This window comes from Pseudoalteromonas sp. MMG024, from assembly GCF_021654175.1.
Lineage (GTDB): Bacteria > Pseudomonadota > Gammaproteobacteria > Enterobacterales > Alteromonadaceae > Pseudoalteromonas.
Window position 1 is genome coordinate 209,059 of sequence record NZ_JAKFZO010000007.1, and the last position, 12,361, is coordinate 221,419.

The window sequence follows — 12,361 nt, forward strand, 5'->3', positions numbered from 1 at the left end:
GTGAATTAATGAAGCAGCGACTTCTTTTGAATTAAAAACTAAGCGCCATTAATATCGCGTCTTCACGACCAGATTCGCTCGGATAGTAATTTTTACGTACGCCTGTTTCAACAAAATCAAATGTTGTGTAAAGATGAATCGCAGCTTGATTCGACTGTCGCACTTCTAAAAATACATTCTCGCCATTTGCAGCTTTTACAACACCCAACAAATGGGTAAGCATCGCTTTAGCAAGCCCTTTACCTTGATTTTCAGGGTTAACACAGATATCCATCAAGGTATAATCAGGGCCTACTTGCTCTAAAATATAAAAGCCTTGTAGAGCATTGCTCTGCAAACATCCATACGCACTGTAACGCCCCGACAAACACGATGCCATTAGTTTTTCAGACATAGGAAAAGCATGGCACTGCTGTTCAATAGCCATTAAATTATGCAAATAGGTTTGGTCTAATTTTACGATTAAATCTGTTGCCATAACGTGTGCCACAATGCTTTCTTTTGTTCGCCGGTTAATCCAAAATTGTTCACTTTTACTAATCCTGCGCTTATTTCAAAAGGCACATTTAGATCAGTAAAAACTAGCTTAAAGCCGGCTGATTCTAGCATCAAATTCAGGTCAATTTGTAACTGCGCATTGTATTGCTGGGTTAAATCGTCGCTTTGTTTGAGCTGAAGCAATTCTATATCGAAAAGTGTAGCTAACCAGTTTGTAACCATAATGACAAAAAGATTAAAAATTGAAGTAGTTAGAAAGCGATAAAAGAAGTGGCAGGGGCGACAGGACTCGAACCCGTAACCGTCGGTTTTGGAGACCGCTGTTCTACCAATTGGAACTACGCCCCTGCAATGACGTCGCATTATAAGGACTCTTTGCTAAAGGTAAAGAAAAAAATAACATAATTCAGTTCAGATGCTCAAAATAACAACAAAATCAAATTTTACAATTGACCAATAATTATATTTGTTCGAAAATTAAGAATTAATTATGAAAAATATACAGAACGGAGTCTGGAGCTGAGGTAATTTTGCAAAAAGATCTCTTAAACTCGGTGGTAAAAATTACACGACACCGCGATGTAGATTCACTTGAATTAAGCTTGTTGTCTACAATTAGTGAGTTTCTGCAACCAACGGAAGCGGCGCTTTACAAAGACCTTTCGCGTTTTAATGGCATAGGTATAGAGTCGAGTGCTTCTTTATTAAGCGACGAACAGGGAAAAATTCACTGGCGTTCACGCGAGATTATTAAAGAGCCGACGAAGGAGCTACAATGCTGCCTTGAGTCTGCCTGCACAATCAGTTTACAAGACAAATCGGGTAATGAAACACGTTGGATCCCTGTCATGATTGATGACCAAGTATCGGGCGCTGTGTATATTGTCGCTAAACACCTTAATTCCAGTGAGCAAGTTACACTGAATGCACTCTGTCGTATTTATGAAAACTACTTAACCATTCTTAACGAGAGTGAACGTGATAAATTAACCGGCTTACTCAACAGACAAACGTTTGAACGCAAGATAAAACAACTGCTGGAAGACCAGTTACACTCGCATAATACGCCACAATTACAGGGCAACCGTAACAAACGTTATGACGAGTCATCTTGGCTAGCCATTCTTGATATTGACCACTTTAAACACGTTAATGATACCTACGGACATGTATGCGGTGATGAAGTACTGTTGACGCTTGCGCAAAAAATGCAGCTCTTTTTCCGCTCCAGCGATTTAATTTTCCGTTTTGGTGGCGAAGAGTTTGTCGTCGTATTTGAACCGACAACACTTGAGCACATCACGTCAAAACTGGCTGAATTCCAGCAATATGTGCGAGACAACAAATTTCCATTTGTCGAACAGTTAACATTAAGTATTGGCTTTTCGAGAATGAGCCCTTACGACTTCCCTATTTCGGTGATTGAGAACGCCGACAAAGCGCTTTATGTAGCAAAAAATAGCGGGCGAAACCAATGTGTTTATTACGGCGATATTCTTGATGAAGATAGCCAAGAACACCCTTCCGCCGATGACGTCGAATTATTCTAAAACATAAAAAATGCCAGCTACTAGCTGGCATTTTTACATCTCAAACTAAGTAGGATTATTCCCACTCAATCGTCGCTGGCGGCTTACCAGAAATATCGTAAACCACGCGCGAAATACCATCGATTTCGTTGATAATACGGTTTGATACTAAACCTAAGAAATCATACGGTAAGTGTGACCAACGCGCTGTCATAAAGTCGATTGTTTCAACACAACGAAGTGATACAACCCAATCATATTTACGCGCATCACCCATTACACCTACAGACTTAACTGGTAGGAAAACGGTGAATGCTTGTGACACTTTATGATAAAGATCTGCTTTGTGTAGTTCTTCAATAAAAATGGCATCGGCACGACGTAGTAAGTCACAGTATTCTTTCTTAATTTCACCAAGAACACGAACACCTAGGCCTGGACCTGGGAATGGGTGACGGTAAAGCATGTCGTATGGCAGACCTAGCTCAAGACCAATTTTACGTACTTCGTCTTTAAATAGCTCACGCAATGGCTCAACAAGGCCCATTTCCATATCTTCAGGTAAACCACCTACGTTATGGTGAGATTTGATCACGTGCGCTTTACCAGTAGCTGACGCCGCAGATTCAATTACGTCTGGGTAAATTGTACCTTGCGCTAACCATTTAGCATTTTGACGTTTGCCCGCTTCTTCATCGAATACTTCAATGAAAGTGTGACCAATTGATTTACGCTTAGCTTCTGGCTCATCAATACCTGCAAGGTTCGCCAAGAAACGGTCTTCTGCGTCTACTTTAATGATGTTTAAGCCAAATTTATCGCCAAACATATCCATTACTTGCTGACCTTCGTTTAAACGAAGTAAACCATTATCAACAAATACACAGGTTAGCTTGTCACCGATCGCACGGTTAATTAGCATCGCAACGACTGATGAGTCAACACCACCCGATAGGCCAAGAATAACTTCATCATCGCCTACTTTTTCTTTAATACGCGCAACGGCATCTTCAATAATTGATGCTGGTGTCCATAATTTTTCACAACCACAAATATCAATTACGAAACGCTCTAATAAACGTAACCCTTGGTGCGTGTGTGTTACTTCTGGGTGGAATTGTACACCGTAAAACTTTTTCTCTTCCCAAGACATTGCTGCATGTGGGCAAGTATCTGTTTTAGCTGATGTTACAAACGTTTCTGGAATTTCAATAACTTTGTCGCCGTGGCTCATCCAAACATCAAGTTTGCCAATGCCATCTTCGATGTGATCTTCAATTGCATCAAATAGCGCACAGTTACCTACTTTTTCAACTTTCGCGTAACCAAACTCTTTTTTATCTGAGCTGTGTACTTGACCACCAAGTTGCGTTGCCATTGTTTGCATACCGTAACAAATACCAAGTACAGGTACGCCAGCATTAAATACATACTCTGGAGCGCGCGGGCTATTTTCTTCGGTCGTTGACTCAGGGCCACCCGATAAAATAATACCTTGCGGGTTAAATTCGCGAATTTGCTCTTCGGTTACATCCCATGCCCATAGTTCACAGTAAACACCGATTTCACGGATGCGGCGGGCGATAAGCTGAGTGTATTGCGAACCAAAATCTAAAATCAGTACGCGAGAATCATGAATATTTTTGCTCATTAGTTGTCTCTTTCTAAAAATCCAACAACTCGATTGAAAACGGCAATTTCAATCGGGATACAATTAACTAAGGCTAGCAAAAAGCTAGCCTTATCGATAAATAAAAGCGCGAATTAACCTAAACGGTAGTTAGGAGCTTCTTTTGTGATTTGTACATCGTGAACGTGCGATTCACCCATACCTGCTGCGGTAACACGTACAAATTGCGGCTTAGTATTAAGCTCTTTAATTGTTGCACAGCCCGTAAGACCCATTGCACTGCGAATACCACCAACCTGTTGGTGAATAATGTTAGCAATTGGACCTTTGTACGCTACGCGACCTTCAATACCTTCTGGCACCAGCTTCTCTTCCGATTTCGAATCTTGAAAGTAACGGTCAGATGAACCTTCTTTTTGGTTCATTGCACCTAAGCTACCCATACCACGGTAAGATTTGTAGTAACGGCCTTGATAAAGCTCAACTTCACCTGGTGCTTCTTCGGTACCAGCTAGCATTGAACCAACCATCACTAGCGATGCGCCCGCAACAAGTGCTTTTGCAATATCACCAGAGAAACGAATACCACCGTCAGCAATAACCGGAATATCACGACCTTTTAAGCCTTCAACGGCATCTGAAATCGCTGTAATTTGCGGAACACCACAACCTGTTACGATACGTGTAGTACAAATTGAACCTGGGCCAATACCTACTTTAACAGCATTAACACCGGCATCAGCAAGTGCTACTGCACCTTCAGCTGTTGCAACGTTACCTGCAACGATTTGTAAATCAGGGAATGCTTCACGCGTTGCTTTTACGCGGTCGATAACACCTTGTGAGTGACCATGCGAAGTATCGATAAGCAGAATATCAACACCCGCTTCAACTAACGCTGCGATGCGCTCATCTGTGCCTGCGCCAACACCAACAGCCGCACCTACACGCAAACGACCTTGTTCGTCTTTACATGCATTTGGTTTATCTTGTGCTTTTTGGTAATCCTTAACAGTAATCATGCCTTTAAGTTTAAAGTCATCATTAACAACTAAGATTTTTTCGATACGGTGCTCGTGCATTAGGCCTAAAATCGTTTCACGATCTGCGCCTTCTTTTACTGTTACCAGCTGCTCTTTCTTAGTCATTACTGTTGAAACAGATTGGTCTAGCTTTGTTTCAAAACGCATATCGCGGCTTGTTACAATACCAACTAGGTTGTTTTCAGCATCAACAACTGGGAAACCTGAGAAACCTTTATCGTGTGCTAATTGAAGTGCACCGGCAATTGTCAGGTCTGCAGTAACAGTAACTGGGTGAGAAACAATGCCCGCCTCATACGTTTTAACTTTACGTACATTGGCAGCTTGCTCTGCAATTGTCATGTTCTTGTGAATGAAACCAAGACCACCTTCTTGCGCTAACGCAATCGCTAAACGTGCTTCAGTAACTGTATCCATAGATGCAGAAACGATTGGCAAATTTAGTTCAATTGTTTTCGTTAGACGAGTTTTAAGGTTAGCTGTATGTGGTAATACAGTTGAGTGGCCTGGTACTAATAGTACGTCATCAAAGGTTAAAGCTTCTTTAGCGATCCTAAGCATTTGCAACTTCTCATGATATCTGTGGGTGTAGGGAGTTGCGGGTGGATTTTATCAGCGAATTTCATTCTAGTAAAATAAAATTTAATGTTTTGTGGTAGAATATTTTCCATTCAGCGCTAAATCATACTGTTATGTTGCAAAATCAGATACAAAAAGTTTATACCGTTTCCTTGCTCAATAAAGAGATACGCTACTTACTCGAACAAAATTTCTTTTCATTGCAACTCACAGGAGAAATATCTAATTTTATTTCGCCGAGTTCTGGCCATTGGTATTTCAGTTTAAAAGACGATAACGCACAAATTCGCGCAGCCATGTGGCGCGGTAATAATAGAAGTGCCACTTTTAAACCAAAAAATGGCGACCAAGTACTGGTGCGTGCTCGCGTATCACTTTATGAACCTCGCGGTGATTATCAACTTATTGTGGAGCACATCGAGCCTGCAGGTGAAGGTCAGTTAAAACAACAGTTTGACGCGCTTAAAATGCAACTTGCTGGCGAAGGTTTATTTGCCAGTGAATTTAAAAGGCCCCTGCCTAATAATATTCGCCGTTTAGGGGTTATTACCTCACCTACTGGCGCTGCAATTAAAGATATTCTCAGCGTACTGGAAAAGCGCGCGCCACAACTTGAGGTGGTAATTTACCCTGCACTGGTGCAAGGAAATGAAGCGCATTTACAGCTTATTGAACAATTACAGCGTGCTAATCAGCGCAATGAAGTGGATGTCATTATTCTGGGCCGCGGCGGCGGCTCAATGGAAGATTTATGGTGCTTTAACCACGAAATGCTCGCACGTGCTATTTTCGCGTCTGAGCTTCCTGTAGTAAGCGCTGTTGGTCATGAAATTGATACGACTATTTCAGATTATGTTGCGGACTTACGTGCAGCAACACCATCGCAAGCGGCCGAAATTGTTAGTCCAGATAAAAATCACTTAGCTCAAAACATCGATGTGCTACAAAATCGATTGCACCACTTTATGGCAAAACGACTGCAAAGTGCAGCACACAGCTACCAAGTACTTGAACAACGTTTGCTGCGTTACCACCCTAGTAACCAATTAAATCAGCAATCTCAGTTACGAGATGAGCTTGAAATGCGCTTGCTCAACAGTATTCAACGAAAATTAGAGCAAGCAAAGTATGCACAACATACATTACAAAATAGACTCGAAAAAGCCACGCCCGAAAAGCGTTTAAGCCATGCGCAGCAACAGTTGCACAATCTGGTTAGCAGGCTTCAAACCAGTCAAGCAAAGCAATTAGAGTGTGCAGAAAAACAACTTGCGGTATTGGCGGCAAAACTCAATGCTACCAGCCCACTTGCGGTATTAGCGCGCGGCTACTCAATGACGCAAAAAAATTCTAGCGTGGTCACCTCTGTCTCTCAAATTACTGAAGGCGACAACATTGTCACGCAATTTGCCGATGGTACTGTTACCAGTAAAGTCTCACATGTGAGTGCTAACAATGATCAATAAACCACTCATCAAACAGGCCCTTATTGAGCAGCTAGAAGCGAGCTTGGCAGTTGCAGTGCAATCTGCAAAACACGCACATCAAGATGCCACTCACGAGCAAAGTAAGGCCGAAACCCAATACGACAGCCTCGGCATCGAGATGGCTTACTTAGCTGAAGGGCAAAGTAAACGCATTGAAGCGCTTAGACAAGAAATTCAGGTACTTAAAGAATCGATAGAGCCAATTAGCAACCAGAAAATACAACTAGGCAATTTAGTTAAGCTCGAAAACTGTGACGATGAAAGTGTATTATGGGTTTATATTTTAGCCGTTGCAGGTGGTAACAAAGTCACTTTAAATAATGTTGATATTCAAATTGTTACACCAAGTGCCCCCATAGCTAAAAAGCTGCTAAAGCAATCCATTGACGATATTGTTAGCTTTGACTGGCAAGCAACTGAATATGAAATTATCGAAGTTGTTTGAGTCTTATTAGTAAGTGTGTTTTTATTTAAATTATAAGTGTTATCGATTGGTGTAACTTGATGTATCGCATATCCTTTTTCATCGTGTTGATGACTATTTGCCTACCGGCGTTTAGCTGTGAGATAACGATGGGCTACCGTACCAGTGCACGGTTACCACTTATCGCTGCAATGCCATCGAATCAAGGGCTATACAAAGCTATATTTGAGCGTGCTGCGCAAAATATTAACTGCAAGTTAGTCATAAAGCGTGCGCCAAAAAAACGCATAATCAAACTGCTTAATGAAGGTGCCATCGACTTTTATCCCGGTTATGGCTTTAATCAGATCCGCAGCGAATTTACGCACTTTTTCGAAAATGGCCTCACTAGTCATAGCGTGGTGATCACACACCGAGATGTTGCCAAAATAGATAATTTAGAACAACTGGAAAACAAAATTCTGCTAAAACCCTATGGTGGCAGAAAATCGGCCATTGAAGAACGAAATATATTGGTGCGGTACGGGCAAGATTTAGGCATTGCTGATGCAATCAAAGTAATTGAAAAAAAGCAGGCTGACTTTTTTATTTACAATAAAGCGTCGATTGATTACTACCTAGCACAGCAGTCTAATGCACAGATTAAAATTCACGATTGCTGTTATTTAGCAAAACCAATGCATTTTGGCTTTTCTAGAAAGTCGAAGCACTATGAATCGTCGCTCAACCCAAACTACTTGCCAGAGCAAGCTGTGTCGGTCAACAACGTACCTTATTTGGTAAATGAAGGAACTGTTGCCAGCGCATTCGCTAGCGCGGTGAAAGCACTGGCCAAAAATGGAGTAATCAAACAGTTAGAGCAGCAATATTACAGTGCAGCGCTCGACAGTGAACAACCTGCTTCTTCGGACATATCAGCAACAAAACATTGATCCATAGTTTCCGCAGGGCAACCTGTTGTGGTTTTGCCAACCACTTTAGCTGGCACACCGACGACAGTTGTATGCGCATCAACATCGGCAATGACGACTGAACCTGCGCCAATTTTCGCATCTTCACCCACATCAATGTTGCCCAGTACTTTTGCCCCCGCACCTATTAATACGCCGTGGCGAATTTTCGGGTGACGATCGCCTTGTTCATTACCTGTACCACCTAACGTAACCCCTTGCAGAATAGATACGTTATCTTCAATAATGGCGGTTTCGCCCACAACAATCCCAGTTGCGTGGTCAAACATAATGCCTTTACCCACTTTGCATGCAGGGTGAATATCGACACCAAACACTTCTGAGTTGCGACTTTGAATAAATTGCGCGAGCTCTTTTCGGTCTTGGCGCCATAGGCAATGTGCTAAGCGATGTACTTGAATTGACTGAAAGCCTTTTAGATTCAATAGCACGGTTAGGTAGTTATCAACCGCAGGGTCGCGATCACGTACCGCTTTAATATCGTGCGCAACGTTATCAAGCATGGTGTCGCAATTAACAAATGCTTGGTCAAATAACTCACGGAAAGTGAAAGCTGAGACTACCGCATCAGATAATTTATTAGCGACAATAAAGCTTAATGCAGACCCTAGGCACTCATGGTTAAGTACACACGAATAAACGTGACTTGCCAATAACGGCTCTTTTCTTACTAAGGCTTCTGCTTCTTTACGTAATTCTTGCCAAATTGTATGACGCATAACAACACCAATCACTTTAACTACTTTTAGCTGTATAGCTTAATTTTAAACGAGTTTAACGCTTTTTGATAACTTGAGTAAGTAATTAAAGATAAGTTGTTAGACTGATTTATTTGCCTTTAGATAAATGTGTGCTAGAAATAGTCCCCTTCATAACCAAACGCAGTCTCTAAATATGAACAAAAATGTTGTACTTTTAGCCTTTTGCCAAGGACTTATCACAACCGGTAATATTTTGCTTGTGACCATCTCAGCCCTTGTTGGAAAAGCGCTAAGCCCGAGTACCTCATTTATTACCTTTCCCGTAGCCATGCAAATGTTGGGACTACTAGTTACTACAATTCCTGCGTCGCTGATTATGGCTAAAACGGGTCGCAAGCTGGGCTTTAGTTTAGGCAATAGCATTGGCATTAGCGGCGCCGTGCTTGGCTTTTTTAGTTTATTAGCAAGCCAGTTTTGGTTATTTAGCTTTGCAACTTTTTTAATTGGGATTGGTATTGGCTTTGCTACGCTTTACCGTTTTGCAGCAATTGAAGCGAGCGATAAACCTGCTGTGGCAATATCTACAGTGATGGCAAGTGGTGTTGTAGCCGCGATACTCGGCCCTAATTTAGCAGTATGGGTAAACCATCACTACCCAACATTAAACTACGCCAATGCGTTTATTGCCCTTGCGTTTTTATACTCAATTGCACTGCTGCTATTACAGCTCGTTAAATTTAATGAGGTTTCACATAACCAAAATAATGGTGAAAGCAGACCATTAAAAACCATTATTAGCGCGCCTAAATTTATGACTGCAGTGTTTATTGCCATGGTAAGTTACACAGTGATGAACTTATTGATGACAGCAACACCACTGGCTATGAATCGCCATGGCTTTGACTTAGCACAGTCGGCACTGGTGATTGAATGGCATGTACTAGGCATGTTTTTACCGTCATTTTTTAGTGGCAAATTAATAGAGCGATTTGGTCAGGTCACCATGATGTATGCGGGAATTGTTTTAATCGCCCTTTGCTGCTTTGTTAATCTACTTGGCTTAAGTCATTGGCACTTTTTAGCTGCGCTCTTTTTACTGGGGGTAGGTTGGAATTTTATGTTTATTAGCGCGACGCAAATGGTGAGCCAAACTTACCTACCGCAAGAGCGCGCTAAAGCCCAAGCCACCAATGAATTTTTAGTGTTTAGCATGGTAACCCTCTCTGCATTAAGTGCAGGTTGGTTAGAAGCCACCGTAGGTTGGCAAACATTAAACCTAGTTACTTTGCCGATTTTATTATTAACAATCGCGTGGTTAACAGTTTATAAACTAAAGCAAAAAGAACAGCTAAAGGTTAAATTAAGGACGAGCTAATACCTTTTTTAGCTAGTAAATTGTGTTTGCAACCATTGATACAAAATCGAGAGTTCTGCTCGCTGGGTATGGCATTTAGGTGTGACAAAGTAATAACTAAATGGCAATGTAATTTGAGCTTCACCAACGCGTTTTAGTTGCTTATCTTTAATTAAAGGTTTTACAAGTTGATGCCAAGCGAGTGCTTTACCTACACCATTTTTAGCTGCATTTAATGTAAGGCCGACTTCATCAAACACAAATTGGGCTGGCATTGAGGGTAGTTGAAAATGCTTTTGCCAATGTTGCCAGCTTATGCCTCCAGGCTTGTCTTCCATGCCGGCAGCATAATAAATCAAAGGCAACTGATGCCGCTTTTCATACACGTTAGGCGCACATACCGGATAAACCACTTCATTTGCCAGTTTTTCAGCAACCGCATTAGCATATTTGCCATTACCAAAATGAATATGACAGTCGATATTTTGCTGCTCAAAATTAGCTATTTGATGCTGGCTAATAAAATGTATTTGATAGTTAGGTAGCAAAGCTTGCAGCTCGGCTAATTTATTCACCAATACACAAGAAACAACACTCGGGATCGCCGCTATAACCAGCTTTTTTACTTTCGGTGCTTGCGCTTTTTCAATACCAAATTCTATTTCTGAAAAGGCTTTTTTAACTGAGCCATAAAGCTGTTTAGCTTCACTGGTAAGTGCCACACCTTTTGATTTGCGAATAAACAACTTCACATCTAAATGCATTTCTAGCTGCTTCATTTGATGGCTTACGGCGCTTGGCGTAAGGTGTAATAAATCACTGGCACGACTAAAATTAAGCTGCTCAGCGACGACTACGAAGGTGTGTAAATTGGGTAATTGGCTGCTAATCGACATTAATGATTCAAATTAAAATCATATTACTTAAAATTATTATCACTTTATTTAACAACACATAACAAGCAAAATTCACCTAAACAGGTTATTAATAAGGAAATAAGATGTCACAGCACAGCGCCATAATTGAATGGCAAAAAGCACCAGGTGAGATGTTTATTGATGGTAAATATAATCGTGCACACCAATGGCATTTTGATGGTGGCTTTTCAATGCCTGCATCGCCCTCTCCTTTGATAGTACCGAAGCCTTTTTCAAACCCTGAATTTGTTGACCCTGAAGAAGCCTTTATTGCATCACTGGCAAGTTGTCATATGTTGTTTTTCTTACATTTTTCTGCCGATAAAGGCATTGTGATTGAGCGTTACACCGATAACGCAATTGGCGAACTTGCTAAAAACGATGATGGCAAACTATGTATTACGGGTGTGACGTTAAAACCTGAGGTGATATTGGCAGAGCAATCAATTGCACATAAAAAAAGCTTGGCAGAGTTACACCACCAAGCTCATGAAGCGTGCTTTTTAGCGCGTTCGGTAAATTTTGAGATTACCGTAGAGTGCGCGTAATTTGACAATCGCTAGTATGCTAGTTGATGGACTAGCATACGCTAATTACATTGTGAACATCTGTGAATCAATTGTACGAATAAGGTTGTTTACCCACTTACCGTATTTTTTGTGAATGCTATCACCATCATATTTCAAGTTAAGTGAATCGCGGTACTTAATCGTGTACGTCTTTGCGTCGTAATGAATACCTACTTTAATCTGTTTACCACGCCAATTAAGTAAACCAGCAATTACGCCATCGCTTTCAACTTTACATAACCATTGACGTTGTTGGCAGCCACTTAAAATTGCCTTTTCAACTGACTCTTTAGTCATGTTTGACGCATTTACTTGCTGATTGTAGTCAGTTACAGGAATGGTTTTACATGCAGCGAGTGAAAGGGTTACTACTGCGATTAGCGCTATTTTTTTTAACATTGTTTAGTCCTTTATGTTTTGTGTTCATTTTAGCAACGTGATTATTTCATTGAAGTGCTTAATTATCCAGCATATTTTTGTAATTGCGCTTACGTTAAACAGATGAGCTCTGCATTTTTTATTGCTTGATTATGTTTATAAAATTTCAAATTAAGCATAAAAAAGCCCACCAATTGGCTAGCGCCACTCGCTTAAGAGCGAGTGGCGCTTTTTCTTTTATACCTCGCAGGATATTTTTGCCTTTTAGCGAGTACGGAACG

The 12,361-nt window shown here is 41.1% G+C and carries 13 protein-coding genes and 1 tRNA gene; 6 read left to right on the forward strand and 8 right to left on the reverse strand.

Annotated elements, in window-relative coordinates:
* Positions 1-31: 31 nt before the first annotated feature.
* The 3 genes from rimI to L1068_RS08910 all read right to left on the reverse strand — a co-directional run bounded on the left by rimI (position 32) and on the right by L1068_RS08910 (position 846).
* The gene (gene rimI, locus L1068_RS08900) at positions 32-478 is read right to left on the reverse strand and encodes a ribosomal protein S18-alanine N-acetyltransferase (protein WP_237129974.1); all 447 of its coding nucleotides are present in this window, start codon (positions 476-478) and stop codon (positions 32-34) included.
* Positions 463-681 carry a hypothetical protein gene (locus L1068_RS08905; RefSeq protein WP_161805692.1) on the reverse strand — a complete coding sequence of 73 codons (219 nt, stop codon included), beginning with the start codon at positions 679-681 and terminating at the stop codon, positions 463-465. Before L1068_RS08905 ends, rimI begins: the two co-directional genes overlap by 16 nt.
* A gap of 88 nt (positions 682-769) precedes the next feature.
* Positions 770-846: transfer RNA gene (locus L1068_RS08910), tRNA-Trp, on the reverse strand.
* A gap of 182 nt (positions 847-1,028) precedes the next feature.
* Here L1068_RS08910 and L1068_RS08915 point away from each other — a divergent pair.
* Positions 1,029-2,048: a GGDEF domain-containing protein gene (locus tag L1068_RS08915; protein ID WP_054980359.1), complete on the forward strand. Its 1,020-nt coding sequence runs from the start codon at positions 1,029-1,031 to the stop codon at positions 2,046-2,048.
* Positions 2,049-2,103: 55 nt separating this feature from the next.
* Here L1068_RS08915 and guaA read toward each other — a convergent pair whose 3' ends face one another.
* Positions 2,104-3,678 (reverse strand): glutamine-hydrolyzing GMP synthase, encoded by a 1,575-nt coding sequence (gene guaA, locus L1068_RS08920; protein WP_237129975.1) that lies wholly within the window; start codon positions 3,676-3,678, stop codon positions 2,104-2,106.
* Between the two features lie 113 nt (positions 3,679-3,791).
* Positions 3,792-5,261, reverse strand: coding sequence for an IMP dehydrogenase (gene guaB, locus L1068_RS08925; RefSeq protein ID WP_237129976.1), 1,470 nt, complete (start codon positions 5,259-5,261; stop codon positions 3,792-3,794).
* Positions 5,262-5,392: 131 nt separating this feature from the next.
* Here guaB and xseA point away from each other — a divergent pair, with 131 nt between their 5' ends.
* The 3 genes from xseA to L1068_RS08940 are packed head-to-tail and all read left to right on the forward strand — an operon-like array spanning position 5,393 to position 8,122.
* Positions 5,393-6,745, forward strand: coding sequence for an exodeoxyribonuclease VII large subunit (gene xseA / locus L1068_RS08930; protein WP_237129977.1), 1,353 nt, complete (start codon positions 5,393-5,395; stop codon positions 6,743-6,745).
* Positions 6,735-7,211 carry a transcription elongation factor GreAB gene (locus tag L1068_RS08935; RefSeq protein WP_237129978.1) on the forward strand — a complete coding sequence of 159 codons (477 nt, stop codon included), beginning with the start codon at positions 6,735-6,737 and terminating at the stop codon, positions 7,209-7,211. The genes xseA and L1068_RS08935 overlap by 11 nt, the downstream gene beginning before the upstream one ends.
* 59 nt (positions 7,212-7,270) lie before the next feature.
* On the forward strand, positions 7,271-8,122 hold the full coding sequence (locus L1068_RS08940) for a transporter substrate-binding domain-containing protein (protein ID WP_237129979.1): 852 nt from the start codon (positions 7,271-7,273) through the stop codon (positions 8,120-8,122).
* On the opposite strand, the gene cysE is transcribed toward L1068_RS08940, so the two are convergent.
* Positions 8,059-8,880, reverse strand: a complete 822-nt coding sequence (gene cysE, locus L1068_RS08945; RefSeq protein WP_237129980.1) for a serine O-acetyltransferase — start codon at positions 8,878-8,880, stop codon at positions 8,059-8,061. The two genes, L1068_RS08940 and cysE, sit on opposite strands and share 64 nt — an antisense overlap.
* A gap of 175 nt (positions 8,881-9,055) precedes the next feature.
* Between cysE and L1068_RS08950 the strand changes: the two genes are divergently transcribed.
* Positions 9,056-10,237, forward strand: a complete 1,182-nt coding sequence (locus tag L1068_RS08950; protein WP_237129981.1) for an MFS transporter — start codon at positions 9,056-9,058, stop codon at positions 10,235-10,237.
* Positions 10,238-10,245: 8 nt separating this feature from the next.
* Here the strand turns inward: L1068_RS08950 and L1068_RS08955 are convergent, their stop codons facing one another.
* Positions 10,246-11,112 (reverse strand): LysR family transcriptional regulator, encoded by an 867-nt coding sequence (locus L1068_RS08955; protein ID WP_237129982.1) that lies wholly within the window; start codon positions 11,110-11,112, stop codon positions 10,246-10,248.
* Between the two features lie 104 nt (positions 11,113-11,216).
* On the opposite strand from L1068_RS08955, the gene L1068_RS08960 reads away from it, so the two are divergent.
* Positions 11,217-11,681 (forward strand): OsmC family protein, encoded by a 465-nt coding sequence (locus tag L1068_RS08960; RefSeq protein WP_237129983.1) that lies wholly within the window; start codon positions 11,217-11,219, stop codon positions 11,679-11,681.
* A 45-nt stretch (positions 11,682-11,726) separates the two neighbouring features.
* Here L1068_RS08960 and L1068_RS08965 read toward each other — a convergent pair whose 3' ends face one another.
* Positions 11,727-12,101, reverse strand: a complete 375-nt coding sequence (locus L1068_RS08965) for a hypothetical protein (protein ID WP_237129984.1) — start codon at positions 12,099-12,101, stop codon at positions 11,727-11,729.
* Positions 12,102-12,361 lie beyond the last annotated feature (260 nt).

Coding starts and splice junctions, on each gene's coding strand:
- rimI (WP_237129974.1), bottom strand. CDS start 478: ATGGCAACAGATTTAATCGTAAAATTAGACCAAACCTATTTGCATAAT.
- guaA (WP_237129975.1), bottom strand. CDS start 3,678: ATGAGCAAAAATATTCATGATTCTCGCGTACTGATTTTAGATTTTGGT.
- guaB (WP_237129976.1), bottom strand. CDS start 5,261: ATGCTTAGGATCGCTAAAGAAGCTTTAACCTTTGATGACGTACTATTA.
- xseA (WP_237129977.1), top strand. CDS start 5,393: ATGTTGCAAAATCAGATACAAAAAGTTTATACCGTTTCCTTGCTCAAT.
- L1068_RS08935 (WP_237129978.1), top strand. CDS start 6,735: ATGATCAATAAACCACTCATCAAACAGGCCCTTATTGAGCAGCTAGAA.
- L1068_RS08940 (WP_237129979.1), top strand. CDS start 7,271: ATGTATCGCATATCCTTTTTCATCGTGTTGATGACTATTTGCCTACCG.
- cysE (WP_237129980.1), bottom strand. CDS start 8,880: ATGCGTCATACAATTTGGCAAGAATTACGTAAAGAAGCAGAAGCCTTA.
- L1068_RS08950 (WP_237129981.1), top strand. CDS start 9,056: ATGAACAAAAATGTTGTACTTTTAGCCTTTTGCCAAGGACTTATCACA.
- L1068_RS08955 (WP_237129982.1), bottom strand. CDS start 11,112: ATGTCGATTAGCAGCCAATTACCCAATTTACACACCTTCGTAGTCGTC.
- L1068_RS08960 (WP_237129983.1), top strand. CDS start 11,217: ATGTCACAGCACAGCGCCATAATTGAATGGCAAAAAGCACCAGGTGAG.
- L1068_RS08965 (WP_237129984.1), bottom strand. CDS start 12,101: ATGTTAAAAAAAATAGCGCTAATCGCAGTAGTAACCCTTTCACTCGCT.